The following is a 25,688-nucleotide window of genomic DNA, read 5'->3' as shown; positions in this document are numbered from 1 at the left end:
GGCGGTTGGAAGATGGTCCTGGACTTACTAGGACGTCCAACTATATGTTCGTGGGCAAGGCCCGCGGTGCAGGGAAGCCGGTGTGAATCCGGCACGGTCCCGCCACTGTGACCGGGGAGTGCGTTCTCGCCGTACGACACGCCACTGACGGAGAAGTCCGCCGTCGGGAAGGCAGGAGAACGGGCGCTGATCCGGGAGTCAGGATACCGGTCGCGGGGTGTTCCGTGTTGTCCACGAGGATGGAGCAGACACGCATGGCACCGGTACGTCTCCACGACCCTGGTGATCCGGCCCCGGTCCGGCCGGGAGGGCGCACGTCCCCCCGCCCCGGCCGTTCCCGAGCCATCGCGTCCTTCTGAACGGTCCGCCGAGCGGTCGCGCACACCCCGCGCGGATCGCCGACCGGTCCTGCCATCCCCGGATCGCACCTGAATCGCACTGACGAGAGCAGGTTTCCATGGTCCGTGAACTCAGCCACTTCATCGCCGGAAAGCGCACACCGGGAACATCGGGCGCGTACGGCGACGTGTACGACCCGAACACCGGCGAGGTCCAGGCCCGCGTCCCGCTGGCCAGCCGCGCCGAGACCGAGGCGGCGATCGCCGACGCCGCCGAGGCCCAGCGCGAGTGGGGCGAGTGGAATCCGCAGCGCCGCGCCCGCGTTCTGCTGCGTTTCCTCCAACTCGTCGACGGCGAGCGGGACTCACTGGCCCGGCTGCTCTCCAGCGAGCACGGCAAGACCGTCGAGGACGCCCACGGCGACATCCAGCGCGGTCTGGACGTCGTGGAGTTCGCGGCGGGCATCCCGCACCTGCTCAAGGGCGAGTTCACCGACGCCGCGGGTACCGGCATCGACGTGCACTCGCTGCGCCGCCCGATCGGGGTGGTCGCGGGCATCACCCCGTTCAACTTCCCCGCGATGATCCCGCTGTGGAAGGCCGCCCCCGCGCTGGCCTGCGGCAACGCCTTCATCCTCAAGCCGTCGGAACGCGACCCCTCGGTGCCGCTGCGGCTCGCCGAACTCTTCCTGGCGGCGGGCCTCCCGGCGGGCGTGCTCAACGTCGTCAACGGCGGCAAGGAGGCCGTCGACACCCTGCTGGAGGACCCGCGCGTCGAGGCCCTCGGTTTCGTCGGCTCCACCCCGATCGCCGCGCACATCTACGCCACCGCCGCCGCGCACGGCAAGCGGGCGCAGTGCTTCGGGGGCGCCAAGAACCACATGATCGTCATGCCGGACGCGGACCTCGACCAGGCCGTCGACGCGCTGGTCGGCGCCGGCTACGGCTCGGCCGGTGAGCGCTGCATGGCGATCTCGGTGGCCGTCCCCGTGGGCGAGGAGACCGCAGACGCGCTGGTGGCCCGCCTCAAGGAGCGCGTCGCCGCCCTGCGCATCGGCCGCTCCGACGACCCGGCCTCCGACTTCGGCCCGCTGGTCAGCCGTGACGCGCTGGACCGGGTGCGCTCCTACGTCGACCTCGGCGTCGAGGAGGGAGCCGAACTCGTCGTGGACGGACGCGACTTCACCCTGCCCGGGCACGAGGACGGCTTCTTCGCGGGCGCCTCGCTCTTCGACCGTGTGACCCCCGCGATGCGGATCTACCAGGAGGAGATCTTCGGTCCGGTGCTGAGCGTGGTGCGCGCCGCCGACTACGAGGAGGCGCTGCGGCTGCCCTCGGAGCACCCGTACGGCAACGGTGTCGCCCTCTTCACCCGCGACGGCGACACCGCCCGCGACTTCACCCGGCGCGTCGACACCGGCATGGTCGGCGTCAACGTGCCCATCCCGGTGCCGGTGGCGTACCACACCTTCGGCGGCTGGAAGCGCTCGGGATTCGGCGACCTGAACCAGCACGGCCCCGACTCCGTGCGCTTCTACACCCGCACCAAGACCGTCACCTCGCGCTGGCCCTCCGGGGTGAAGGAAGGCGCGAGCTTCACCATCCCCACGATGGGCTGAGCAGCGATGAGCACACTGACCAAGGACCAACTCGCCCTGGCGGAAGCCACGCTGGACTTCACCCAGGACCGCATCGCCCCGCACGCGGTCGCCTGGGACCAGGACAAGCACTTCCCCCTGGACGTCCTGCGCGAGGCGGCCGGGCTCGGGCTCGGCGGCGTGTACGTCCGCGAGGACGCGGGCGGCTCCGGACTCACCCGCACCGACGGCGTGGTGGTCTTCGAGGTGCTGGCCACCGGCGACCCGTCCATCGCCGGCTACCTGTCCATCCACAACATGGTCGGCTGGATGATCGACCGCTACGGCGACGACGCCCAGCGGGCCCGCTGGCTGCCGGGGTTGTGCGCGATGGACACCCTGGGCAGCTACTGCCTGACCGAACCCGGCGCGGGCTCCGACGCGGCGGCGCTCGCCACCCGCGCGGAGCGGGTCGGCGACTCCTACGTGCTCAGCGGCGTCAAGCAGTTCATCTCCGGCGCCGGGACCTCACAGCTGTACGTCGTCATGGCCCGCACCGGCGCCGAAGGGCCCGACGGCATCTCGGCGTTCGTGGTCGACCGCGACGACCGCGGGGTCGCGTTCGGCCCCAACGAGAAGAAGATGGGCTGGAACGCGCAGCCCACCCGCCAGGTCGTGCTGGACGGCGTCCGGCTGCCCGCCGACCGCCGCCTGGGCGCCGAGGGCGACGGCTTCCGCATCGCCATGAACGGCCTCAACGGCGGCCGTCTCGGCATCGCCGCCTGCTCCCTCGGCGGTGCCCGCGCCGCCCTGCACCGCAGCGTGGAGTACCTCACCGACCGGGAGGCGTTCGGCGCTCCGCTGGTGAAGTCGCAGGCACTCCAGTTCCGGCTGGCCGACATGGCCACCGAACTCGCCGCCGCCCGCGCCCTGGTACGGCAGGCGGCCGAGGCGCTGGACCTGGGCGACCCGGGGGCCCGCGAACTGTGCGCGATGGCCAAGCGGTTCGCCACCGACACCGGCCACCGGGTCGCCGACGAGGCGCTGCAACTGCACGGCGGCTACGGCTACCTGGCCGAGTACGGCATCGAGAAGATCGTCCGCGACCTGCGGGTCCACCGCATCCTGGAAGGGACCAACGAGATCATGCGCCTGATCGTGGCCCGCGACCTGATCGGAGCCGCGCGATGACGCCGGACGACGCGCCGGTCCTCACCCGCACCGAGGGCCGCGCCGCCTACCTCACGCTCAACCGGCCCAAGGCGCTCAACGCCCTCACCCACGAGATGGTCCACCGGATCGACGAGGCCCTGACGCGCTGGGAGGAGGACGACAGCGTCGAGACCGTGGTCATCACGGGCGCGGGTGAGCGCGGGCTGTGCGCGGGCGGCGACATCCGCGCCATCCACGCCGACGCGCGCTCCGGCGGCACCGCCTCGGCGGACTTCTGGCGCGACGAGTACCGGCTCAACGCCCGCGTCGCCCGCTATCCCAAGCCGTACGTGGCGGTCATGGACGGCATCGTGATGGGCGGCGGCGTGGGCGTCTCGGCCCATGGTTCGGTCCGCGTGGTGACCGAACGCTCCAGGATCGCCATGCCCGAGACCGGCATCGGCTTCGTGCCCGACGTCGGCGGCACCTACCTGCTGGCCCTGGCCCCGGGCGAGCTGGGCACCCACCTCGCCCTCACCGGCACGCCCGTCGGGGCTCGCGACGCCCAACTGTGCGGCCTGGCAGACCACTTCGTGCCGTCCGCCGCCCTGCCCGGCTTCCTCGGCGACCTCGCGCACGCCCCCGTACGGGAGGTGCTGGCGCGGCACGTAGGCGAGGCACCGGCCGGCGAACTCGACGCGCGGCGCCCGTGGATCGACCGCTGCTACGCCGCCGACACCGCCGAGGAGATCGTGGAACGGCTGCTGGCGGCCGGGGAGGTGCCGGCCAAGGAGGCGGCGCGCACGCTGCTCGCCAAGTCGCCCACCGCGGTCAAGGTCACGCTCGCCGCGCTGCGCCGGGCGCCCTCACTCGGCCCGCTGGAGGAGGTGCTGCGCCAGGAGTACCGCGTCTCCTGCGCCGCGCTCGCCTCGCCCGACCTGGTCGAGGGCATCCGCGCCCAGGTGATCGACAAGGACCGCGCCCCGCGCTGGTCGCCGCCCACCTTCGCGGAGGTCGGCGACGCGGACGTGGCCCGCTGGTTCACACCGCTCGACGACCGGGAGCTCGACCTGCCCGGCGACCGTACCGCACAGGAGGTGCCCTGGTGAGCAGCGTCAGCAGTGTGATCGGGTTCGTCGGCCTCGGCCACATGGGCGGTCCCATGGCCGCCAACCTCGTCAAGGCCGGTCATCGGGTGGCCGGTTACGACCTCGTGCCCGAGGCGCTGGCCGCCGCCCGGGACGCCGGGGTGGACCCGGTGGGATCGGCGGCCGAGGCGGTCGCCGGGGCGGACGTGGTGATCACCATGCTGCCCGCCGGACGCCACGTCCTCGGGCTCTACCGCGAGCAGGGTCTGCTGGCCGCCGCCCGGCCCGGCACGCTGTTCGTCGACTGCTCGACCATCGACGTCGCCGACGCCCGCGCCGCCCACGAGGCCGTCGTCCAGGCCGGTCACCGGGCGCTGGACGCGCCGGTCTCCGGTGGTGTCGTCGGCGCCGAAGCCGGCACCCTCACCTTCATGGTCGGCGGCGGACAGGCGGAGTTCGCCGAGGCGGAACGGCTGCTGGCGGTGATGGGGAAGAAGGCCGTGCACTGCGGCGGCGCCGGTGCCGGACAGGCGGCGAAGATCTGCAACAACATGATCCTCGGCGTCACGATGATCGCCGTCAGCGAGGCGTTCGTACTCGGCGAGAGCCTGGGCCTGTCCCACCAGGCCCTGTACGACGTGGCCTCCACCGCCTCCGGCCAGTGCTGGGCTCTGAGCGTCAACTGCCCGGTCCCCGGCCCGGTCCCGGCCAGTCCCGCCAACCGCGACTACCGGCCCGGTTTCGCCGCCCCGCTGATGGCCAAGGACCTCGGCCTGGCCGCCAACGCCGCCCGCGCGGGTGGCGTCGACGCCGAACTCGGCCTACGAGCTGCCGAGTTGTACGCCGCGTTCGCCGAAGGAGCGGGCGCCTGCGAGGACTTCAGCGGCATCGTGCGCGCCATCCGGCACCGCACCGCACCGGAACAGAACGGAACCACCGCATGACCGAGTCCACCACCACCTCCGAGAGCACCGGAGCGTCCGGTGCTTACGAGACGATCCTGGTCGAACGCCGGGGCCGGGTCGCGTTGCTGACGCTGAACCGTCCCGAGGCGCTCAACGCCCTCAACCTGCGGCTGATGACGGAGGTGATCGCCGCCGCCGAGGCCTGCGACCGCGACCCGGACGTGGGCTGCGTGGTGATCACCGGATCGCGCAAGGCGTTCGCCGCCGGGGCGGACATCAAGGAGATGCGCCCGCGCGGCTACCTCGACATGTACCTGGACGACTGGTTCGCCGCCTGGGACCGGCTCGCCCGCCTGCGCACCCCGACCGTCGCCGCGGTCAGCGGCTACGCGCTGGGCGGCGGCTGCGAACTGGCCATGCTGTGCGACGTCCTGCTGGCCGCCGACACCGCGGTCTTCGGCCAGCCGGAAATCACCCTCGGCGTCATCCCCGGCATCGGCGGCTCCCAGCGGCTGACCCGCGCGGTCGGCAAGGCCAAGGCCATGGAGATGTGCCTGACCGGCCGCACCATGGACGCCGCCGAGGCGGAACGCGCCGGGCTGGTCTCCCGCGTCGTGCCCGCCGACGACCTGCTCACCGAGGCGCTCGCGGTGGCGGAGAAGGTCGCGGGGATGTCGGCGCCGGTGGCGATGATGGCCAAGGAGGCGGTCAACCGCGCCTTCGAGACCACGCTCGCGGAGGGCATCCACTTCGAACGGCGGCTGTTCCACGCGGTGTTCGCCACCGAGGACCAGAAGGAGGGCATGACCGCGTTCACCGACAAGCGCCCGCCGCGCTTCACGCACCGCTGACCCTCACCCCACCGGCCCCCGCGGGTCCGCCTCCACCGGGTAGGGCACGTGGGTGCGCCGGTCGGGGTCGACGGCGAGCCGTCCGGCGGCCGGCGGGCGGGCTCGCTGGGCGCAGTCGCGGCGCTCGCAGATCCGGCAGCCGAGACCGATCGGGGTGGCCGCGCGCGGGTCGTCCAGCGCCACGCCCTCGGCGTACACCAGCCGCGGGGCGTGGCGCAGTTCGCAGCCGAGTGCCACCGCGAACTCCGCGCGCGGCGCGTGGTGCCCGAAGCCGCCCTTGGTGACCGTGCGCGCCACCCAGAAGTACCGCTTGCCGTCCGGCATCTCGGCCACCTGGGTCAGCACCCGCCCCGGCGCTGAGAAGGCCTCGTACACCGTCCACAGCGGGCAGGTGCCGCCCAGCCGGGAGAAGTGGAAGTCGGTGGCGGACTGCCGCTTGGAGATGTTGCCCGCCCGGTCCACCCGCAGGAACGAGAACGGAACGCCGCGCCGTCCGGTGCGCTGCAAGGTGCTCAGCCGGTGGCACACGGTCTCGAATCCCACACCGAAGCGGTTTTGCAACAGCTCGATGTCGTAGCGCAGTTCCTCGGCTGCGGCGTGGAACGCGGTGTACGGCATGAGCAGCGCGCCCGCGAAGTAGTTCGCCAGGCCGATCCGGGCCAGTCCCTCCGCCTGCCGCGAGGACAGCCGTGCCGCGTCGACCAGGGTGTCCAGCAGCGGCCCGTGCTCCAACAGGGCGAGCTGCGTGGCGAGTTGGAAGGCCCGCTGCGCGTCGTTCAGCCACGCCGACAGGAACAGCAGACCGTGCGCCGCGTCGAACCTGCGCGCGTCCGCCGACCGCCCGGCCGGTGCCCGTACCGTCTTCACACCGTGCCGGGCGGCCAGATGACCGGCGATCGTCTCCGCCGCCCGCCCGGCGGCACCGGGGCCCAGGTCCAGCCCGTCCGCCGCCCGCTCGGCCGCCTCGTCCAGCGCGGCGAAGTGGTTGTGGTGGGCGTAGAAGAAGTCGCGGACCTCGTCGTGCGGTTCCAGCGGCGGCAGTGCCGTGGTGTCGTCCGGCGCCGCCAGCGCGGCGGCCCGTTCGGCGGCGTCCCGGTAGCGGCGGTGCAGTGCCACCAGCGCGCGGGCCACCTCCGGGTGGTCGCGGGCGACGTCCGCCACGTCCTCGGCCGGCACGTCGGCGCCGCACGCCTCGTCCCCCAGGGCCGTGCGCAGATCGGTGGTGAGCCGCTCCTCCTCGGCCTCGGAGAAGAACTCGGGGTCGACCCCGAAGACCTCGGCGATGCGCAGCAGCACCGGCGCGGTCAGCGGGCGCTGGCTGTGCTCGATCTGGTTGAGGTAACTGGTGGAGATGGCGAGCGCGCGGGCCAGCTCCACCTGGTTCATGCCCCGCTCGCGGCGGAGCCTGCGCAGCTTGGCGTGGGCGTAGATCTTGCGCCCGGCAAGCCGTCCCATCGCCCGTCGCGCTCCTTCCGTGGCCGCCCCCGCGTCAGTGCTCCGCACACGATCCCGGTGGTGCGGACTCCTTGCGAACATAGCATCCGCTCATTTCGCAGGATTCGCTGTTTCGCAGGCCCGGGGTGGACGGATTACGCAGCGTGGAGTGCTCGCCCGGGTGCCGGGCCCGGGGCAAGCTGATGTGCGTAGGGCATCCGCACCAACCCCCCGAGGAGTCCCGTGATCGACCACCAGGTACGCGTGCGTCGCAGCGCCGACCGCCTGCCGCGCGAGGAGCAGCTCGCCTGGAAGCTGGCCGCCGTCGCCACCGGAACCCACGACGTCGACCCGCGGGCCGCCGCCATGGCTGTCAACCGGGTGATCGACAACGCGGCCGTGGCCACCGCCTCGCTGCTGCGCCGCCCGGTCGCCGTCGCCCGTGCCCAGGCCGCCGCCCACCCGGCCGCGCCCGGCACCCCCGGTGCCTCGGTCTTCGGCACCGCCGGGCGCGTCTCGCCCGAGTGGGCCGCCTGGGCGAACGGCACGGCCGTGCGCGAGCTGGACTTCCACGACACGTTCCTGGCCGCCGACTACTCCCACCCCGGCGACAACATCCCGCCGCTGCTCGCCGTCGCCCAGCACACCGGCCGCTCCGGCGCCGACCTGCTGCGCGGCATCGTCGCCGCGTACGAGGTGCACGTGGCGCTGGTCAAGGGCATCTGCCTGCACGCCCACCGCATCGACCACGTCGCCCACCTCGGCGCCGCCACCGTCTGCGGGCTCGGCGCGCTGCTGGAGCTGGACACCGCGACGGTCCACCAGGCCGTCCAGCAGGCGGTGCACACCACCACCGCCACCCGGCAGTCCCGCAAGGGCGAGATCTCCAGCTGGAAGGCGTTCGCCCCGGCCTTCGCGGGCAAGGCGGCGATCGAGGCGGTCGACCGGGCGATGCGCGGCGAGGGCTCGCCGTCGCCGATCTACGAGGGCGAGGACGGCTTCCTGGCCTGGATGCTGGACGGCCCCGACGCGGCGTACACCGTCAGCCTCCCGGAGCTGGGCGAGCCGCGCCGCGCGATCCTGGAGACCTACACCAAGGAGCACTCCGCCGAGTACCAGGCGCAGGCCGTCATCGACCTCGCGCGGCGGCTGCGGGAGAAGACCGGGCCGCTGACGGGCGTGCGCGACATCGTGCTGCACACCAGCCACCACACCCACCACGTCATCGGCTCCGGCGCGAACGATCCGCAGAAGTACGACCCCGAGGCCAGCCGCGAGACGCTCGACCACTCCGTGCCGTACATCTTCGCCGTCGCCCTGGAGGACGGCGCCTGGCACCACGAGCGCTCCTACGCCCCCGAGCGCGCCCGCAGGCCCGAGACCGTCGCGCTGTGGCGGAAGATCCGCACCGCCGAGGACCCGGAGTGGACGCGCCGCTACCACGACCCCGACCCGTCGCGGCGGGCGTTCGGCGGGCGCGCGGTGATCACCCTGGAGGACGGCACGGTCATCGAGGACGAACTCGCCGTCGCCGACGCCCACCCGGCCGGCGCCCGCCCCTTCGACCGGGCCGGCTACACCGCGAAGTTCCGCACCCTGGCCGAGCAGGCCTTGACCCCGGCCGCTCAGGACGCGTTCCTCGACGCGGTGGACCGGCTCGGCACGCTGGAGGGAACGGAACTCGACGCGCTCTTCCCGGCCGTGGACACCGGCGCCGTCGCCGCCTGCGACTCCCGGCTCCCGAAGGGCCTGTTGTGATGCTGCACACCCGTACCACCCCCGCCGAGCGCCGCCGCGACCTGCGCGACAAGCTCGCCTCCGGGCGCCTGCTGCGCGTGCCCGGCGCCGTCAACCCGTTGTCCGCGCGCCTGATCCAGGACACCGGCTTCGACGCGGTCTACCTCTCCGGCGCCGTGCTCGCCGCCGACCTCGGCCTGCCCGACATCGGGCTGACCACCTCCACCGAGATCGCCGCCCGCGCCCAGCAGACCACCCGGGTCACCGACCTGCCCGCGATCATCGACGCCGACACCGGCTTCGGCGAGCCGATGAACGCCGCCCGCACCGTGCAGCTCATGGAGGACGCGGGCCTCGCCGGGATGCACCTGGAGGACCAGGTCAACCCCAAGCGCTGCGGTCACCTCGACGGCAAACAGGTCGTCGGCCGTGAGGAGATGACCCGCAGGCTGCGCGCCGCCGTCGACGCCCGCCGAGACCCCGACTTCCTGCTGATGGCCCGAACCGACGCCCGCTCCGTCGAAGGTCTGCCCGCCGCGATCGACCGCGCCAAGGCCTACGTGGACGCCGGAGCCGACGCGATCTTCCCCGAAGCACTCGCCGACGAGGCCGAGTTCGAGGCGTTCCGCGCGGCGGTCGACGTGCCACTGCTGGCCAACCTCACCGAGTTCGGCAAGGGCCCGCTGCTGACCGCCGCCACCCTGGAGAACCTCGGCTACAACATCGCCCTCTACCCGGTCACCCTGCTGCGCCTGGCGATGGGCGCCGTGGAGGACGGCCTGCGCACGATCGCCGCCGAGGGCACCCAGGAGTCGCTGCTGCCGCGCATGCAGACCCGCTCCCGGCTCTACGAACTCCTCGACTACCAGGCGTACTCCGCCTTCGACTCCGACGTCTTCGACTTCCGCCTGCCGCCCGGCGACTGACCTTCGCACGGAGGATCCCATGACCACCGAAGCCCCCGAGATCCACCGCGGCCTGGCCGGTGTCGTCGTCGACACCACCGCCATCTCCACGGTCATCGAGGAGACCAACTCCCTGACCTACCGCGGCTACCCGGTCCAGGACCTGGCCGCCCACCGCTCCTTCGAGGAGGTCGCCTACCTGCTGTGGTACGGCGAACTGCCCGACCACGACCAGCTGGTGGACTTCACCGCCCGCGAACGCGCCCTTCGCCCGCTGGACCGCACCACCACCGACGTGCTGACCCGGCTGCCGGACACCTGCCACCCGATGGACGTGCTGCGCACCGCTGTCAGCTTCTTCGGCGCCGAGGACCCGGTCGAGGACGACGGCAGCCCGGCCGCCAACCGCGCCAAGTCGCTCGCCCTGCTGGCGAGACTGCCGGTCGTGGTCGCCGCCGACCACCGCCGCAGGCACGGCTTCGACCCCATCGCGCCGGACGACTCGCTCGGCCTCGCCGAGAACTTCTTCCACATGTGCTTCGGCTCGGTGCCCGGCCCCGAGGTCGTGCGCTGCTTCGAGATCTCGCTCATCCTCTACGCCGAACACAGCTTCAACGCCTCCACGTTCACCGCCCGCGTCGTCACCTCCACCCTCTCCGACCTCTACAGCGCGGTCACCGCGGCCATCGGCGCGCTCAAGGGTCCCCTGCACGGCGGCGCCAACGAGGCCGTGATGCACATGCTCGACGAGATCGGCGACCCGCGGGGCGTCGACGCCTGGCTCGACGAGGCGCTCGCCGCCAAGCGCAAGATCATGGGATTCGGTCACCGCGTCTACAAGCACGGAGACTCCCGTGTCCCGATCATGCAGGCGGCCACCGAGCGGCTGATCGCGCGGGCCGGAGACCCCGACGTCACCCGGCTCGCCACGCTGCACGCGGCGCTGCGGCACGCGATGATCAGCCGCAAGGGCATCCACCCCAACCTGGACTACCCGGCCGGACTCGCCTACCACCTGATGGGATTCGACATCCCCGCCTTCACCCCCGTCTTCGTGATGAGCCGCGTCACCGGCTGGACCGCGCACATCACCGAACAACTCGCCCACAACGCGCTGATCCGCCCCCTCGGCGCCTACAACGGCCCCGCCCAGCGCTCCGTCCCGGTCGGCTGAGAGTCCTCGCCGCCCACGGGCTCGAAGCGGACCGGGGCCTCGAAGTGGGCTCGGCGGGCGGCTCGGCGGAAGGAGCCGAGAACCGCGGGCCCCACGACGAGCACGCCCAGGAACGTCGTCACCGCCCTTCCCGTGTCCCACCCCAGCGACGTCGCCGCGTCGAACGCCAGATAGCGGTGCCACTGCTGGGTGAAGGGCAGGCCCGGCAGGTAGGCGATCGAGCTGTGCGGGTCCACGGAGAACGGCCAGAAGGAGAGGTTCAGCAGGAATCCGAACAGGTAACCGGAGAAGGCACCGTACAGGGCCAGCACCAGGATCTCCTTGCGCCCGCCGAGTCGCGGCAGCCAGCCCGCCAGCATGCCGACGAACGCGCAGCCGAACATCTGGTACGGCATCCACGGCCCGACCCCGCCGGTGATCAGCGCGGACGCGAACAGCGAGGTGCATCCCAGGGTGAAGCCGAAGCCAGCGCCGAAGACCCGGCCGGCCAGCACCAGGGTGAAGAACACGGTCTCGACCCCGGCCGTGCCCGCGCCCAGCGGGCGCAGCGCCGCGTTGACCGCGGACAGCACCCCGAGCATGGCCAGGGCTTTGGAGTCGATGCCGCCGTCCGCGATCTCGGCGAAGACGACGGCGAGCACCAGGACGAGGAGACTGCCGAAGATCAACGGTGGCGTCAGCGACGAGCCGAACCTGCCCGGTGCGACGACGAACGGCCAGAAGAACGCCACCACCCCGACGAACGCGGCGAGTCCGGCCGCCGTCGCGGCGCGGGGGTGGAGGCGCACGGCGACCGGAGTGCGGGGTCTCCTCGTCACCGCTCCTCCCCCGCCGACGCGGGCAACGCGGCCAGTGCGGCCGCGACTTGATGAGGCGTCAAGTAAGCGAGCGGGCTGAGGATCTTCGCCGTCTGGGGGGCGAACGCGGGGGACGACACCACGATGTCGGCCGTGGGCCCGTCGGCCACCACCTCGCCCTCGGCCATGACGACGACGCGGTCGGCGCAGGACGCCACGAACTCGACGTCGTGCGTCGAGACCACCACGGCTCGCCCCTCCGCCGCCAGCGACCGCACGATCGCGATCAGCGCGGTCTTCGCCTGGTAGTCCAGGCCCCGCGTCGGCTCGTCGAGCAGGACGACACGTGGTGTGGCGGCGAGCTGGATGGCGAGGACCAGGGAGAGCTTCTGGCCCTCCGACAGGTCGCGGGGGTGCACGGCGTCGCCGATGCCGGGCGCGATCCGGTCGAGCAACGCGCGGGCGGACGGCCGACCCGGGTCGGCGGGCTTCCCCCGGGTGGCCTCCTCGGCCGTGGTGGCCGATTCCCGGTCCGCCTGGGCGAGTTCGGCCCCCACCGAGTCCAGGTACAGCAGGTCGGTGGGGGTCTGCGGGACCAGGCCCACCAGGGTGCGCGCGGCGCCGGGGGCGAGCTTCCCGGGGTCGTGGTGCCCTTCGCCGTTTCGTGCGGGGAGCGTGCCGCTGACCTTGACCGTGCCGCCCTGCCTCGGCCCCGAGCCCTGCAAGGCCCACAGCAGCGAGGACTTGCCGGAACCGTTGCGGCCCATCAGCGCCACGACCTCGCCGCCGTGCAGCACGGTGTCGACACCCGCGACGGCGACCGTGGGCCCATAGCGCACGAGCACGCCGCGTGCGGTGAGAAGAGGGTCGCCGGTCTTCGGGCCGGACGGGGGCCGAGGTGCGGGTGCCGACTCCAGGCGGCGGCGCAGAGGGGCCGCCATACGGCGTGCGTCGCGTACCGACATCGGCAGGGGATCCCATCCGGCGAGCCGTCCGAGGTCGACCACGGGCGGGGCCACGGAGGCGGTGCGGAAGATCTGCCGCGCGGGCCCGTCCTCGACAGTGCCGTCCCCGGTGAGGTGCACGATGCGGTCGGCGTACTGCACGACGCGCTCCAGGCGGTGTTCGGCCAGCAGCACGGTGACGCCGAGGTCGTGGACGAGGCGGGTGACGGCGGCGAGGACGTCCTCCGCGGCGGTCGGGTCGAGCGCGGAGGTGGGCTCGTCCAGGATCAGGACGCGCGGGTGCGCCGTGAGCACGGAGCCGATCGCGACGCGCTGCTGCTGGCCGCCGGAGAGTTCGCGCAGGGCGCGGTGGCGCAGGTCGGCCAGGCCGAGCAGGTCGAGGGTCTCCTCCACCCGCTTGCGCATCACCTGCGGTGGGACCGCCAACTGCTCCATGACGTAGGCGAGTTCCTCCTCCACCGTGTCGGTGACGAATCCGGCCAGGGGGTCCTGGCCGACCACCCCGACCACGTCGGCGAGTTCGCGCGGCGGATGGTGGGCGGTGTCCCTGCCGTCGACGACGACCCGTCCGGCGAGGGTCCCGCCGGTGAAGTGCGGGACCAGGCCGTTGACCGTGCCCAGCAGAGTGGACTTGCCCACGCCGGTGCGGCCGACGACGAGGCACAGTTCGCCCTCCTCGACGCGCAGGTCCACGTCGCGCAGCACGGGTTCCGGCTCTCCGTCGTAGGTGACGGTGACGTGGTCGAAGCGGATCACGCGGCGGTCTCCGTCGGTGTGTCGGGCGAGGCGGGAAGGGCGGCCCCCGGTGCGGGCCCAGGAACGGCCGCGGGACGCGGCGCCGCGAGGCCCGCGACGGCGGCCAGCAGGATCGCGGCGGAGGGGACCAGCGGCAGGGGCGGCCAACTCAGCGGATAAAGGCTGGGGTTGAGCTGGGTGGCGCTGTAGCCGGTGGACGCGAAGAGCGTCACCGCCACCACGACACCGCATCCGGCGGTGATCCACTCCGGGGCGAGCCAGGGGTCGGGCCGGTATCCGGTGCGACGCACCCGGCGGCCTCCCGTCATCAGTCCCGCGCCGCACAGCACGGCTCCGGCCAGCAGGGCGGGCAGCCCGAGCAGGCGGGGTGTGGTGCCGTCGAGCAGCCCGTACACACCGGTGCACAGTCCCAGCATCCCCAGCAGCATCAACGCCCCGGTGAGGCGGCGGGAGGCGCGGGTCGCGGTGCCGGAGCGGCCGTAGCCGCGCGAGTCCATGGCGGCGGCCAGCGCGAGGGAGCGTTCCAGCGCGTCCTCCAGGACCGGGACGACGATGCCGCGTACTGCGCGCAGGCCCTTGGTGTTCCCGGCGCGCAGCCTGCGGGCCCGCCGCACCCGCTGGACGGACTCGATGAGCTGGGGCGCGACGCTCAGGGACACGGTGACGGCCACGCCCAGTTCGTAGAGCGCGCCGGGCAGCACGCGCAGGGCGCGCTTGGGGTTGGCCAGGGTGTTGGCGGCGCCGACGCAGCACATCAGGCAGGCCAGGCGCAGCCCGTCGAAGGCGGCGGACAGCGCGGCCTCCAGTGACACGGGGCCGCCGATCTGGATGCCCGCGTACCAGCGCGGCGTGGGGAGGTGCGGCAGGGTGAACATGATGTGGTCGGCCGGTGTGACACCGCTTTCGAAGACGACGCGGAAGACCACACGGATGGCGATCACGGTCAGCGCCAGCCACAGGTAGTACGGGAAGCCGCGGGCCCAGGGCGCGTCGGTGCGGCGGACGGTGACCACGTAGCCGAGGACCGCGAACACCAGCAGGAGCAGCAGGGGGTTGGTGGTGCGGCTGGCGGCGGTCGCCAGACCGGCGGCCCAGATCCACCAGGCCACCGGGTGCAGGTTGCGCGGCGGCCGGGCGCTGCTGCTCAGTGCGGCGACGGCGGGGTGGCGTACGGGCACCGGCTCAGCCCGCTCGTCGCCTGCGCCACGTCGTCACACCGGCCGCCGCGGCCAGGGACGCCCCGAGCGCGATGGCGACCACGGTCGCCACGCCGGAGCCGCTGGACCGCTTGGCGGGCGGTGCGGGCACGGCGTCCACGACCCGTGTCGTGGGAGGACGTGAGACGTCCGCGCCGCTCGCCGGTGCCGAGACCGAGGCGGACGCCGACGCGGAGCCCGACGGCTTGGCCCTCGCGCTCGGACTCGGCGACGTCGCACCGCCGCCGGCGGGCGCGTGCGGTGCGCTGCCCGTCCGGCCGCCGGTACTCCCGCCCGTGGATCCGGAGCCCTGCGTGGCGGGGGCGGTCGGACCGGTGGGCGCGGTGTTGTGGGCGCGCAGGAGGTCGGGCGAGTACGCGGGGCGGCCCTCGGTGCCCGCGATGTTGGTGCCGCCGAAGATCCACAGGTCGACGCTGCCGGGCTCGGGGTGATAGCTCATCGCGCCGAGCTGGCTGTAGGTCCAGGTGTTCTGGCCGGGGTCGGCATGCCAGTAGGACCAGTAGGCGGACGCCGGTGGCGTGACCACGCAGGGGTCCTGCGCCGGGGTCGGGTACTGCGCGCCGCCTTGGTAACCGCTGTAGCCGATGCGGCAGATGAACGCGGGACCGTCGTGCTGGTCGCCGGTGGTGCGCCAGCCTCCCTCGTTCAGCAGGTCGTACCCGGTGGTGGGTGTGGTACCGCAGGCGCGCAGGATCGGGCCTCCCCAGTGGCCGAAGTCCACGGCGAGCACGACACCGCTGGTGGTGGTGCAGAGGCTCATCGGCTCGGCGGCGGCCACGGCGGGTGTCGCGGTGACGCCGAGGCCGGTGAAGGCCGCGAGGCCGGTGAGCGCGCCGGCCCCGAGCAGGGCGGCCGGTCGGCGCATCAGCGGTGCCGTCCTTCCGCGATGGCGCCCTGTCCGGGCGTCCGGCGGAAGCGGTGGCGGCCGACGGCGACGGCCGCGGCGCCGACGAGCAGCAGGAGCGCCGCGAGTTCGGCCTCGCCGCGTGCGTCGGTGCCGGTGTGGGCGAGCACGCCGCCGAGTCCGCCGTCCGACGTGTCGTCCCCAACAGCGTTGGCGAGGACGTTGGTTGACGAAGCGCCGGTTCCCGCGCCGCCGATCGTGCTGATGCTCGGGGTGGGCCCGGCCGACAGGGTCGCGGTGGCGGTCGGGGCGGCGGACGCCGAGGAGGTGGGCGCGGGCTTGCCCGAGAGGTCGCGTTCCAGGGTGCCGAAGGATATCCCGGTCGCCCCGCTGACCACCTGGGTGGAGGCGCGCACGTCGGAGCCACGCTGTCCGGAGGAGGCGACGTTGAAGCCGCCGTCGCTGTTCTGCTGCGCGGCGAGGAACGCCAGCGCCCGCGCGATCTGCCCGGAGTAGGTGCTCTTGCGCAGGGTCATGCCCTGGACGGCGAGCGCGGCGGAGTTGGTCGAATCACCGGACGCGCCGGGGAAGCCGCCGTCCTTCTCCTGCTGCGCGGCGATCCACCGCACGCCGCGGTCCACGGCGGCGGAGGCCGCGTCGCCGTGCACGAGGGCGAGCGCCATTACGGCCATGGCGGTGCTGTCCACGTCGGAGTCGCCGGTGGCCGGGATCAGGCTCGGCCAGGAGCCGTCGCTGTGCTGGAGGCTCTCCAGGTACTTCACGGGCGCGGTCGCGGAGGCGCCGTCGCCCGCGCGGATCTGCGCCATGATGCCGAGAGCCTGGGAGAACACCGAGGTGGCGTACGTGTAGTTGCCGGGCGCCGCGCAGCTGGTGTCGGTCCCGGTGCTCGCCTTGGCGCACACCGCCTTGTCCAGGGCGGCGATCAGGTCGTGACCGCCGAAGGCGCGCGGGTCGGCGCCGACCACCTCGGCGAGGAGCGCTTCCTTGCCGAGGGAGCCGCCGCCCGCGTACGCGGTGCCGATGCCGGTCCAGTCGTTGACCGACCGGCTGGAGCCGTCCTTGCCCTGGCTCTGGAAGAAGGCGACGATCTTCTTCAGCGCCGCGTCGTCGCGGCCGGTCGCGGCGAGTGCGAAGGCGCCGTCGATCGTCATGCCGTAGTCGGCGAAGTCCACACCCGGGTAGGCGTCGTAGTAGTGGCCGCCGATGAGCCGGGAGGAGGCGACCAGGTAGTCGGTGCCCTTGGTGAGGTTCGGTGATTTCGCGGTGGCGGCGGAGCTCTGCGCGCTCGACGAAGGCCCGGTCACCGGCGGCACGGCGGCGGGTGCGGAGGCCGAGGAGGACGCGGAGGCCGAAGCGGACACGGAGGGAACTGCGGTCGTGGGGACGGCCGGGGCGGGCGAGGCCGTGCCGGACGGCTGGGCGGCGGCGAGCGCGGGCGGGACGAATCCACCTGTGGTGACGAGGAGCACGACCGCCGCGGCGCCGACCGTCGCGGCGCGTCTGCGCAGGCCGCCCGTGATGCCGTTCATCCAAGACCCCCTCTGCCGGCCGTGAGGGCAGGCAGAGGGGAACGGACCGGCGGGGCCGGGCCGTTCACTTCCGCGCCGCGGACCTCGACGGCGAACGGTGTTCAGTGGCTCCAGGGCAGGTGTTCCGGCTCGCCCACCCCGAGGTGGGCCTACGGTTGCGGGTCAGCGCCGGACTTCGACCGGCTTCCCCTGCGCTATGGACCTGAAGCGAAATCACATCATAGGAGCACGACGTCATTTCGGAAGTCAACGGACTACCCGACGTGACCGCCGTCACTGGACGCGGGCCGAAGCCCTGGCTAGCGTCAGCGCGTCGCCATGCGGGGGAACCTGGTGCGAGCCCAGGGCTGAGGCGCAACGGTGTGGCCGTGTCCCGGCCGAGCCCGGATGCCCGCCCGGCGACGCGGCACCAGCGGAAGCCTGACCACGCGATCGGGCGGCGACCGCCTCATCGGCGGGGTTCCGCGGACGGGGTGGCGGCGTCGCCCCCACCGGAGGACTCCCCATGTCAGCCAGAGCAACAGCCCGTTCGGCGGGCAGACCCGGCCGTCGTGCCCGTGTCGTCGCGGTACTGGCCGCGGCCGTCGCGACCCTCGCCGGCGCGACACCGGCCGTCGCGACCTCGCCCCCGGGATCGATAGCCGCCGCCCGTGCCCGCGCGGTCACCTACGTCTCCCAGCTCCAGGGCTCGGACGGGAGCTTCGCCAGTGGCGGCGGGCTGTCGAACGAGTGGGCGTTCAGCGCGCTGGCCGCCGCCGGGGTGGCGGCCGCCGACCTCGCCCCGGCGGGCGCGCCCGCGAAGAACGCCCGCGCCGTCTACCGCGCGCAACTGTCCCAGCCCGACTGGTTCGGCTCCGCTCCTGTGGTCACCGACTACGAACGGGCCGCGCTCAACGCCTACGCCGCGGGCATCGACCCCGCCCGGGTCAGCGCGGGCCGCAACCTGATAGCGGAGATCGCCGCCGCCTGGCAGCCGTCCGCCCCCGGGTACTTCGGTCCTCCGTCGAACTTCAACGGCACCGTCTTCGCCCTGCTGGCGCTCGGCGGAGCCCGCACGACGACCGGGGCGCCGCGGGTGCCGCAGTGGCTGCTCGGCGCCTCCGTCGACGCCGTCCGCGCCAACGAACACACCGATGGAGGCTGGGACTACAGCCAGGCCGCCGATGACCCCCAGGCCCTCGCCGCACCCAGCGACATCGACATGACCGGCGCCACGATGGCGGCGCTGTGCACCGTGGGCGTACCCAGGACGGACCCCGCGGTGAAGGCGGGCGAGAAGTTCCTCGCGGGAAAGCTCCTCGCCGCCTCCGGCGCCTTCGACTCCCCGTACGGCGCCAACACCGACTCCAACGCCTGGGCGGTCTCCGGCCTCAACGCCTGCGGCATCGCGGCGCAGGGTCATGACTTCACCAGTACGGCGGGCAGGACTCCGGTGGACTTCCTGCTCGCCCAGCAGTTCACCCCCGGCGGCGGCTTCCGTTACCAGCCCGGGGACACCTCGCCGACGCCGTACTCCTCCATCGACGCCCTGCGCGCCCTCGCAGGTGCGGGGTTCACCGCACCTGCGCCGCGTCCGGTCACCCCGGGGCAACCCCGGTGGGAAGGCGTGACGGGCTTCACGCCCGGGAGTCCCAGCGATCTGGCGGTCGCCGTCGACGGCCCGAGCGGTGCCCCCGGCCTGTGCTCCGTGACCGTGACGCCCACCGCCGCCACCGTCACGCTCGGCGCCGTGGTGTCGGCCGCCGCCGCGCACGCCACGCCCGCCGGGTGCGGCGGCTCGGGCCTGCCGGGACAGCTGCCCGCCGCCGACGGCCATGTCGTGAACGGCAGTTCGGGCTGGCAGGTCAGCGTCGACGGCTCGCCGTCCGTGCCGGCCACCGCCGGACAGCGCATACGCGCGGGCGACACCATCGCGCTGCGGTACGTCAACTAGCGCCACCGATCGGTTCGTTCGGTTCTGCGACCGAACTACCCTTCTCCGCCTGCGGGTTCCAGCCGCCGCGCCTCGTCCCGGGTGACGGGCAGCGGCGGCTGGACGCCGTGCAGGACGTACGCCAGGATCTCGGCGCCTCGCACCACGCGCGGACCCGGCCGGTTGAAGTGAGCCGGTCCGTCCACCACCCACACCTCGCCCGAGCGCACCGCGGGCAGGTCACCCCACCCGGGCAGCGCGCGCAGCAGCCCGTACTCCGCCTCCGTGCGCGCGGGCTCGAAGCCACAGGGCATCAACACCACGACGTCCGGCCGTGCGTCCCGCAACCGCTCCCAGGTCATGGGGCCGGTGTGTTCTCCGGGCGCGGCGAGCAGCGGTTCGCCGCCCGCCCAGCGCACCTGGTCCGGCACCCAGTGCCCGGCGGGCCACAACGGGTCGAGCCACTCCACCGCCGCCACCCGTGGACGACGCCGGCCCGCCACCGAGGCGCCGACCGCGGTGAGCCGCTCCCGCCACACCGCCTCCCGCCGCACCGCGGTCCGCGCGACCCCCAGCGCCTCGCCGACCTGCCGCAGGCAGCCCAGCACCTCGTCCAGGGTGCGCGGCTCCAGACTGATGACCCGCGTGTCCGCGTCCAGCACCCGCACCGCGCGCGAGACGCTCTCGTACGAGACCGCGCACACGTCGCACAGGTCCTGGGTGAGGACCACCGACGGCGCGGCCCGGGCCAGCGCCCCGGCGTCGAGTGAGTACAGCGAGGACCCGTGGTGGGTGGCGCCGCCCACCGCCTCGGAGATCTCCCGGCTGCTCATCCGCGCGGCGTCGATACCGGAGGCGGTCACCACGGGGACCGTGCGCAGCGCCTCGGCGGGCCAGTCGCACTCGTGTGTCCGGCCGGTCAGGTTCCCGGCGAGTCCGAGGTCGGCGACCAGGTCGGTCGCGGCCGGCAGGAGCGAGACGATACGCATACCGCCAGCCTAGGCGCAGCCCTCGGCCGAGGGCGCCCGGCTGGCGTGACGCCGCAGCAGGCTGCTCTGCCGCGGCGCCACGTCAGCCCTCGGGTCCCTCAGCTGGCCCGGACCGAGGCGGGGGTGAAGTCCGGCTGTCCGGTCGTGCCGTTGATGTCCGTGCTGCCGAAGGTCCACGCCTCGACCTCACCGGCCTTCGGCACGTCGCTCATGGCGCCGAGCGGGCTGTAGGTCCAGGTCGTCTGGCCCTTGGGCGCGATCCAGTACGACCAGTAGGCGGAAGCCGGCGGGGTGTTGACACAGGCGTCCTGCGCGGGCGTCGGGTACTGGGTGCCGCCGCTGAACGCGGAGTTGCCGATGCGGCAGATGAAGCCGGGGCCGTCGTGCTGTGTGCCGGTCGTGGTGAACCCACCGTTGTGCAGCAGGTTGTAGCCGGTGGTGGGGCTGGCGTCGCAGCCGCGCACCACGGGGCCACCCCAGTGGCCGAAGTCGACGGCGACGACCGCGCCCTTGGTGGCCGTGCAGCTGGAGATCGGTGACGCCGAGGCCGGTGCGGCCGTGCCCACCGCCGTCGCGCCGAGCGTGGCGAGCGCGGCCGCCGCGCCCGCGACGGTTCTGACCGACCGGTGTCTGCCGGCTCCCGTCCGCTTGCCCCTGGTCATGCTGTGCCCCTCCCTGTCGGCCTCCGCGGACGCGGGCGCGGCGACAGGCGGACACGCGGGTGTCTGCCAGGGCCACGCCGCAGTCCACGACGGCGTTCGGCTGTTCCACGGGTCCAGGCGGGGAAGGTGATCCGACTCGTCCACCCGAGGGAGGACACACGGTTGCGGGACAGCGCCGGAATCCCACCGGCTTCCCCTGCCGCCTGAAGCGATTGCGCCGACAACCTACCGGGCCCCTGATCCCGCGACCAGAGCTCTGGAGCCCGCTGTTCGCAGGCTCACACCGCGTCGGCGGCCGTGAACCCGGCCGCGACGAGCTGGAGTTGACCCTGCGGGGTCGGTGCGGGACCCCTGGCCCCCCAGGAAGGAGTACCCACCCCCAAGGCCGAACTTAGGTATACCTAAGTATTTGACGAAACACAACATCTGGGGTGGACGAAGCCATGCCGATCCAGATGTAGTGTTGGACGTGCTGGTGGTTCGCCGGATGCTCCCCGTGTCCGGCGAGGCAAGAGGGAACCCGGTGGGAATCCGGGACTGCCCCGCAGCGGTGAGCGGGAACGACCGCCGTCATCACGCACTGGGTCCGACGGGCCCGGGAAGCGACGGCCAGTAGGCGTCCGTAACGACGGACACGCCCGCGAGTCCGAAGACCTGCCACCGGTGCGTGCGCCGCGCGGCGGCGTACGCGCTCCGGGGCCCCGAGGGAGGGCCGCGTGGCCGTCGTACGGACTTGACGGTCCGGCGTGCCGTCGTGCCGCCGCACCGGTGCCTTCCGTACCCGCCGCCGCTCCCCCTCTCCCGACCCGGACACCGGAAGGGAACGAGGAGAGGAGGCGGACGTTGGGCGGCCTCGTGTACTTCTCCAGCGTCTCGGAGAACACCAAGCGCTTCGTCGAACGCCTCGGCATGCCCGCCACGCGCACCCCGGTGCACCCGCACCGCGATCCCCTGCCGCACGCCACCGGGCCGTACGTGCTGATCGTGCCCACCTACGGCGGCGGCGACCCCGCGAGCGCGGTGCCCCGGCAGGTCGCGCGTTTCCTCAACGACCCGGCCGACCGGGCCCTGCTGCGCGGTGTGATCGCCTCCGGCAACACCAACTTCGGCGCGGACTACTGCCTCGCGGGCCGTGTGATCGCGGCGAAGTGCGGCGTGCCGCTGCTGTACCGATTCGAGCTGCTGGGCACGGACCACGACGTCCGTGCCGTCAAGGAAGGACTCCACACGTTTTGGACACGACACTCACCCGCGAACCGGTCGGCGCGCGCAAGGACTACCACGCGCTCAACGCGATGCTGAACATGTACGACTGCGACGGCCGCATCCAGTTCGGCAAGGACCGTGAGGCCGCCCGCCAGTACTTCCTCCAGCACGTCAACCCCTCCACGGTGGTCTTCCCCACCCTGGAGGAGAAGATCGCGTACCTCGTCGACAACGACTACTACGAACAGGAGCCGATCCGCCGCTACCCCTGGCCCTTCGTCAAGGACCTGTACCGCCGCGCCCACGCGCACCGCCACCGCTTCCGCACCTTCCTCGGCGCGTTCAAGTTCCATACCTCCTACGCGCTCAAGACCTTCGACGGCTCCCGTTACCTGGAGTGCTTCGAAGACCGCGTCGTGTCAACCGCCCTGTACCTGGGAGCCGGTGACGAGGCGCTGGCCACCCGGCTGGTGGACGAGATGATGACCGGCCGCTTCCAGCCCGCCACCCCGACCTTCCTCAACGCCGGGAAGGCGCAGCGCGGCGAACTGGTCTCCTGTTTCCTGCTGCGCGTCGAGGACAACCTGGAGTCCATCGGGCGCGGGATCACCTCGGCCCTGCAACTGTCCAAGCGCGGCGGCGGCGTTGCGCTGCTGCTGACCAACCTGCGCGAGCAGGGCGCCCCGATCAAACGGATCGAGAACCAGTCCTCCGGCGTGGTCCCGGTGATGAAGCTGCTGGAGGACTCCTTCTCCTACGCCAACCAGCTCGGCGCCCGCCAGGGAGCCGGGGCGGTGTACCTGCACGCCCACCACCCGGACATCATGCGGTTCCTGGACACCAAGCGGGAGAACGCGGACGAGAAGATCCGCATCAAGACGCTGTCGCTGGGCGTCGTCGTCCCCGACGTCACCTTCGAACTCGCCAAGCGCGACGCGGACATGCACCTGTTCTCGCCGTACGACGTCGAGCGCGAGTACGGGAGACCGCTGGCGGACCTGTCGGTCACCGAGCACTACGACGACCTCGTGGCCAACCCGCGCATCCGCAAGACCACGCTGAGCGCCCGCGAGTTCTTCAAGACCATCGCCGAGTTGCAGTTCGAGTCCGGCTACCCGTACCTGCTCTTCGAGGACACGGTCAACCGCGCCAACCCGATCCCGGGCTGGATCAACATGTCCAACCTGTGCTCGGAGATCCTCCAGGTCAACTCCCCCAGCACGTACGACTCGTCGCTCGGCTACCGGACCGTCGGCCGGGACATCTCCTGCAACCTGGGCTCGCTCAACATCGCCGCGGCGATGGCCTCCCCCGACTTCGGTGCGACCGTGGAGACCGCGGTGCGCGCCCTGACCTCCGTCTCCGACCAGTCGTGCGTCGACGCGGTGCCCTCCGTCGCCCACGGCAACGAGATGTCCCACGCCGTCGGCCTCGGCCAGATGAACCTGCACGGCTACCTCGCGTCGCAGCGCATCCACTACGGCAGCGAGGAGGGCGTCGACTTCACGAACATGTACTTCTACGCCGTCGCCTACCACGCGCTGCGCGCCTCGAACCGGATCGCCGTCGAACGCGGCACGACCTTCGACGGCTTCGAGGATTCGGCGTACGCGGACGGCTTGTACTTCGACACGTACACCGAGCGGACGTGGGAACCGGCCACCGAACGCGTCCGCGCCCTGTTCGCCGAGGCGGGCGTGCGCATCCCCACGCGGGACGACTGGCGCGGGCTGAAGCGCTCGGTCCAGGAGCACGGGATCTACAACAAGTACCTCCAGGCCGTGCCGCCCACCGGCTCCATCAGCTACGTCAACGACGCCACCGCCTCCATCCACCCGGTCGCCGCCAGGGTGGAGATCCGCAAGGAGGGCAAGCTGGGCCGTGTCTACTACCCCGCGCCGCACATGGACGGCGACAACCTGGAGTTCTTCCAGGACGCGTACGAGATCGGCTACGAGAAGATCATCGAGACGTACGCGGCGGCCACCCAGCACGTCGACCAGGGCCTGAGCTGCACGCTCTTCTTCCGCGACACCGCCACTACCCGTGACCTGAACCGGGCGCAGATCCTCGCCTGGCGCAAGGGCATCAAGACCCTCTACTACATCCGGCTGCGCCAGGAGGCCCTGGCCGGCACCGAGATCGAGAACTGCCTGTCGTGCGCGCTGTGAGGAAGCCGCCGAGCACCACGTCGAGGAAGACATCGCCGATGACGAACGCGACCGCGCGCCTGACCGAGCTGTCGGTCACACCGCCCTCCTACCGCCACGATCCCACCGCCCGACTGCGCCCGGTCAACTGGAACCGCGTGACGGACGAGAAGGACCTGGAGGTGTGGAACCGGCTGACCGCCAACTTCTGGCTGCCCGAGAAGGTCCCGCTCTCCAACGACGTCAACGCCTGGCAGCAGCGACTGACCGCGGACGAACGCACCCTGACCATGCGGGTGTTCACCGGCCTGACCATGCTCGACACCGTTCAGGCGACCGTCGGTGAGATCGTTCAGATCCAGGACGCGCGCACCGAGCACGAGGAGGCGGTCTACACCAACATCGCCTTCATGCAGGCCGTGCACGCCCGCAGCTACTCCTCGGTGTTCTCCACCCTCGCCACCACCCCCGAGATCGACGACGCCTACCGTTGGGCGGTCGGCAACGACGTCCTCCAGCAGCGCTGCAAGACCGTCCTCGCGCACTACTACGGCGACGATCCGCTCAAGCGGAAGGTCGCCTCCACCCTGCTGTCCTCGCTGCTGCTGTACGCGGGCTTCTACCTGCCGCTGCACTTCTCCACGCACGCCCTGCTGACCAACACCGCCGACATGATCCGGCTGATCCTGCGCGACAAGGCGGTGCACGGCTACTACTCCGGCTACAAGTACCAGCGCGGCCTGGAGAAGCTGACGCCCGCGGGGCAGCGGGAGATGCGGGACTTCACGCACGCCCTGCTGGACGAGCTGTACGCCCTGGAACTGCGGTACTCGGGCGAGTTGTACGAACCGCTGGGGCTGATGGACGACGTGGCGGTCTTCGTCCGGTACAACGCCGACAAGGCGCTGATGAACCTGGGCTATCCGGCCCGCTTCGGCGCTGAGGAGACCGAGGTGAACCCGGAGATCCTGGCCGCGCTCTCACCCGGCGCGGACGAGAACCACGATTTCTTCTCCGGTTCCGGTTCCTCGTACGTGATGGGCCGGGCCGAGAACACCGCCGACGACGACTGGGACTTTTAAGAGGTCACCAGGTGACCTGGCCCGGAGCCGCCGGCCGTTCCCATGGGTGGACGCACGACGGCCCGGCCGCGGGCCCGGTGAGGGCGGTGCGGCCGGGCCGTACGGAGGTGCGGGGGTCAGGCGGTGGCCGCGGTCGCCTTGGTGAAGCGGTCGGCGACGTCGGTCCAGTTGACGAGGTCCCACAGCTTGGTGACGTAGTCGGGGCGCACGTTCTTGTACTGGAGGTAGTAGGCGTGTTCCCAGGCGTCGAAGACCAGCAGCGGGGTGGTGTTCTGGCCGACGTTGCCGTGGTGGTCGTAGACCTGCTCGACGATCAGGCGCTTGCCGAGCGGTTCCCAGGCGAGGACGCCCCAGCCGGAGCCCTGCAGGGAGGAGGTGGCCACGGTGAGCTGCTTCT

At 72.4% G+C, this 25,688-nt stretch carries 20 protein-coding genes, 1 pseudogene and 5 riboswitches; of the genes and pseudogenes, 12 read left to right on the top strand and 9 right to left on the bottom strand.

All coding sequences use genetic code 11. The features are described 5' to 3' along the window. Positions 1 to 71 precede the first annotated feature (71 nt). Positions 72 to 208, top strand: a riboswitch (cobalamin riboswitch). Between the two features lie 249 nt (positions 209 to 457). From CK485_RS10135 to CK485_RS10115, 5 genes are read left to right on the top strand one after another with little or no spacing between them, the layout of a single operon-like run. Beyond that, on the top strand, positions 458 to 1,957 hold the full coding sequence (locus CK485_RS10135; RefSeq protein WP_109449210.1) for a CoA-acylating methylmalonate-semialdehyde dehydrogenase: 1,500 nt from the start codon (positions 458 to 460) through the stop codon (positions 1,955 to 1,957). A 6-nt stretch (positions 1,958 to 1,963) separates the two neighbouring features. Further along, entirely contained in the window at positions 1,964 to 3,106 is a 1,143-nt protein-coding gene (locus CK485_RS10130) for an acyl-CoA dehydrogenase family protein (RefSeq protein ID WP_109449208.1), read from the top strand. Further along, positions 3,103 to 4,176 (top strand): enoyl-CoA hydratase/isomerase family protein, encoded by a 1,074-nt coding sequence (locus tag CK485_RS10125; protein ID WP_109449207.1) that lies wholly within the window; start codon positions 3,103 to 3,105, stop codon positions 4,174 to 4,176. Before CK485_RS10130 ends, CK485_RS10125 begins: the two co-directional genes overlap by 4 nt. Continuing rightward, positions 4,173 to 5,099: a 3-hydroxyisobutyrate dehydrogenase gene (mmsB, locus tag CK485_RS10120; protein ID WP_275124602.1), complete on the top strand. Its 927-nt coding sequence runs from the start codon at positions 4,173 to 4,175 to the stop codon at positions 5,097 to 5,099. Before CK485_RS10125 ends, mmsB begins: the two co-directional genes overlap by 4 nt. Further along, on the top strand, positions 5,096 to 5,911 hold the full coding sequence (locus CK485_RS10115; protein ID WP_109449205.1) for an enoyl-CoA hydratase: 816 nt from the start codon (positions 5,096 to 5,098) through the stop codon (positions 5,909 to 5,911). Before mmsB ends, CK485_RS10115 begins: the two co-directional genes overlap by 4 nt. A gap of 3 nt (positions 5,912 to 5,914) precedes the next feature. Here CK485_RS10115 and CK485_RS10110 read toward each other — a convergent pair whose 3' ends face one another. Next, positions 5,915 to 7,366, bottom strand: coding sequence for a short-chain fatty acyl-CoA regulator family protein (locus tag CK485_RS10110; protein ID WP_109449203.1), 1,452 nt, complete (start codon positions 7,364 to 7,366; stop codon positions 5,915 to 5,917). A 222-nt stretch (positions 7,367 to 7,588) separates the two neighbouring features. Between CK485_RS10110 and CK485_RS10105 the strand changes: the two genes are divergently transcribed. From CK485_RS10105 to CK485_RS10095, 3 genes are read left to right on the top strand one after another with little or no spacing between them, the layout of a single operon-like run. Further along, on the top strand, positions 7,589 to 9,103 hold the full coding sequence (locus CK485_RS10105) for an MmgE/PrpD family protein (RefSeq protein ID WP_109449201.1): 1,515 nt from the start codon (positions 7,589 to 7,591) through the stop codon (positions 9,101 to 9,103). Beyond that, complete coding sequence (prpB, locus tag CK485_RS10100; protein ID WP_109452720.1) at positions 9,103 to 10,008, top strand: methylisocitrate lyase; 906 nt, start codon at positions 9,103 to 9,105, stop codon at positions 10,006 to 10,008. Before CK485_RS10105 ends, prpB begins: the two co-directional genes overlap by 1 nt. A gap of 19 nt (positions 10,009 to 10,027) precedes the next feature. Continuing rightward, complete coding sequence (locus tag CK485_RS10095; RefSeq protein WP_109449199.1) at positions 10,028 to 11,161, top strand: bifunctional 2-methylcitrate synthase/citrate synthase; 1,134 nt, start codon at positions 10,028 to 10,030, stop codon at positions 11,159 to 11,161. On the opposite strand, the gene CK485_RS10090 is transcribed toward CK485_RS10095, so the two are convergent. The 5 genes from CK485_RS10090 to CK485_RS10070 are packed head-to-tail and all read right to left on the bottom strand — an operon-like array spanning position 11,122 to position 17,290. Further along, positions 11,122 to 11,949 carry an ECF transporter S component gene (locus CK485_RS10090; RefSeq protein ID WP_241968431.1) on the bottom strand — a complete coding sequence of 276 codons (828 nt, stop codon included), beginning with the start codon at positions 11,947 to 11,949 and terminating at the stop codon, positions 11,122 to 11,124. The two genes, CK485_RS10095 and CK485_RS10090, sit on opposite strands and share 40 nt — an antisense overlap. Positions 11,950 to 11,975: 26 nt before the next feature. Further along, a complete protein-coding gene (locus CK485_RS10085) occupies positions 11,976 to 13,679 on the bottom strand; it encodes an ABC transporter ATP-binding protein (protein ID WP_109449195.1) in 1,704 nt (567 codons plus the stop codon). Continuing rightward, positions 13,676 to 14,857, bottom strand: a complete 1,182-nt coding sequence (locus CK485_RS10080) for an energy-coupling factor transporter transmembrane component T (protein WP_109449193.1) — start codon at positions 14,855 to 14,857, stop codon at positions 13,676 to 13,678. The genes CK485_RS10085 and CK485_RS10080 overlap by 4 nt, the downstream gene beginning before the upstream one ends. Before the next feature lie 4 nt (positions 14,858 to 14,861). Then, complete coding sequence (locus tag CK485_RS10075; RefSeq protein WP_109449191.1) at positions 14,862 to 15,761, bottom strand: hypothetical protein; 900 nt, start codon at positions 15,759 to 15,761, stop codon at positions 14,862 to 14,864. Then, a complete protein-coding gene (locus CK485_RS10070) occupies positions 15,761 to 17,290 on the bottom strand; it encodes a prenyltransferase/squalene oxidase repeat-containing protein (protein ID WP_109449189.1) in 1,530 nt (509 codons plus the stop codon). The genes CK485_RS10075 and CK485_RS10070 overlap by 1 nt, the downstream gene beginning before the upstream one ends. Before the next feature lie 96 nt (positions 17,291 to 17,386). Continuing rightward, positions 17,387 to 17,511, bottom strand: a riboswitch (cobalamin riboswitch). Positions 17,512 to 17,613: 102 nt separating this feature from the next. Continuing rightward, a riboswitch (cobalamin riboswitch) is annotated at positions 17,614 to 17,683 on the top strand. Between the two features lie 112 nt (positions 17,684 to 17,795). On the opposite strand from CK485_RS10070, the gene CK485_RS10065 reads away from it, so the two are divergent. Beyond that, positions 17,796 to 19,223 carry a hypothetical protein gene (locus CK485_RS10065; protein WP_109449187.1) on the top strand — a complete coding sequence of 476 codons (1,428 nt, stop codon included), beginning with the start codon at positions 17,796 to 17,798 and terminating at the stop codon, positions 19,221 to 19,223. Between the two features lie 35 nt (positions 19,224 to 19,258). Here the strand turns inward: CK485_RS10065 and CK485_RS10060 are convergent, their stop codons facing one another. Both CK485_RS10060 and CK485_RS10055 read right to left on the bottom strand, forming a co-directional pair. After that, entirely contained in the window at positions 19,259 to 20,191 is a 933-nt protein-coding gene (locus tag CK485_RS10060) for an ABC transporter substrate-binding protein (protein ID WP_109449185.1), read from the bottom strand. A gap of 104 nt (positions 20,192 to 20,295) precedes the next feature. Continuing rightward, a pseudogene (locus CK485_RS10055) lies at positions 20,296 to 20,757 on the bottom strand (peptidase); the annotation flags it as partial. 199 nt (positions 20,758 to 20,956) lie between these two features. Continuing rightward, positions 20,957 to 21,107: riboswitch (cobalamin riboswitch) on the bottom strand. 205 nt (positions 21,108 to 21,312) lie between these two features. Next, positions 21,313 to 21,530, top strand: a riboswitch (cobalamin riboswitch). A gap of 166 nt (positions 21,531 to 21,696) precedes the next feature. Here CK485_RS10055 and nrdI point away from each other — a divergent pair. From nrdI to nrdF, 3 genes are read left to right on the top strand one after another with little or no spacing between them, the layout of a single operon-like run. Next, positions 21,697 to 22,155, top strand: coding sequence for a class Ib ribonucleoside-diphosphate reductase assembly flavoprotein NrdI (nrdI, locus tag CK485_RS10050; protein ID WP_109449183.1), 459 nt, complete (start codon positions 21,697 to 21,699; stop codon positions 22,153 to 22,155). Next, entirely contained in the window at positions 22,149 to 24,230 is a 2,082-nt protein-coding gene (nrdE, locus tag CK485_RS10045; RefSeq protein ID WP_109452718.1) for a class 1b ribonucleoside-diphosphate reductase subunit alpha, read from the top strand. The genes nrdI and nrdE overlap by 7 nt, the downstream gene beginning before the upstream one ends. A 38-nt stretch (positions 24,231 to 24,268) precedes the next feature. Then, positions 24,269 to 25,291, top strand: coding sequence for a class 1b ribonucleoside-diphosphate reductase subunit beta (gene nrdF / locus CK485_RS10040; protein ID WP_109449181.1), 1,023 nt, complete (start codon positions 24,269 to 24,271; stop codon positions 25,289 to 25,291). 116 nt (positions 25,292 to 25,407) lie between these two features. Here the strand turns inward: nrdF and CK485_RS10035 are convergent. Continuing rightward, the coding region (locus CK485_RS10035) for a Fe-Mn family superoxide dismutase (protein WP_199239305.1) at positions 25,408 to 25,688 on the bottom strand (281 nt) is incomplete at its 5' end.

Source organism: Streptomyces sp. ICBB 8177 (assembly GCF_003144095.1).
GTDB lineage: Bacteria > Actinomycetota > Actinomycetes > Streptomycetales > Streptomycetaceae > Streptantibioticus_D.
The sequence above is the reverse complement of the archived record's forward strand: the minus strand, read 5'-3'. Positions and strand labels throughout refer to the sequence as shown.

What these genes read in the sequence shown, in the direction of transcription:
- CK485_RS10135 (WP_109449210.1), top strand. Translation starts at nt 458, where the DNA reads ATGGTCCGTGAACTCAGCCACTTCATCGCCGGAAAGCGCACACCGGGA.
- CK485_RS10130 (WP_109449208.1), top strand. Translation starts at nt 1,964, where the DNA reads ATGAGCACACTGACCAAGGACCAACTCGCCCTGGCGGAAGCCACGCTG.
- CK485_RS10125 (WP_109449207.1), top strand. Translation starts at nt 3,103, where the DNA reads ATGACGCCGGACGACGCGCCGGTCCTCACCCGCACCGAGGGCCGCGCC.
- CK485_RS10115 (WP_109449205.1), top strand. Translation starts at nt 5,096, where the DNA reads ATGACCGAGTCCACCACCACCTCCGAGAGCACCGGAGCGTCCGGTGCT.
- CK485_RS10110 (WP_109449203.1), bottom strand. Translation starts at nt 7,366, where the DNA reads ATGGGACGGCTTGCCGGGCGCAAGATCTACGCCCACGCCAAGCTGCGC.
- prpB (WP_109452720.1), top strand. Translation starts at nt 9,103, where the DNA reads ATGCTGCACACCCGTACCACCCCCGCCGAGCGCCGCCGCGACCTGCGC.
- CK485_RS10095 (WP_109449199.1), top strand. Translation starts at nt 10,028, where the DNA reads ATGACCACCGAAGCCCCCGAGATCCACCGCGGCCTGGCCGGTGTCGTC.
- CK485_RS10075 (WP_109449191.1), bottom strand. Translation starts at nt 15,761, where the DNA reads ATGCGCCGACCGGCCGCCCTGCTCGGGGCCGGCGCGCTCACCGGCCTC.
- CK485_RS10070 (WP_109449189.1), bottom strand. Translation starts at nt 17,290, where the DNA reads ATGAACGGCATCACGGGCGGCCTGCGCAGACGCGCCGCGACGGTCGGC.
- CK485_RS10065 (WP_109449187.1), top strand. Translation starts at nt 17,796, where the DNA reads ATGTCAGCCAGAGCAACAGCCCGTTCGGCGGGCAGACCCGGCCGTCGT.
- CK485_RS10060 (WP_109449185.1), bottom strand. Translation starts at nt 20,191, where the DNA reads ATGCGTATCGTCTCGCTCCTGCCGGCCGCGACCGACCTGGTCGCCGAC.
- nrdE (WP_109452718.1), top strand. Translation starts at nt 22,149, where the DNA reads ATGCTGAACATGTACGACTGCGACGGCCGCATCCAGTTCGGCAAGGAC.
- nrdF (WP_109449181.1), top strand. Translation starts at nt 24,269, where the DNA reads ATGACGAACGCGACCGCGCGCCTGACCGAGCTGTCGGTCACACCGCCC.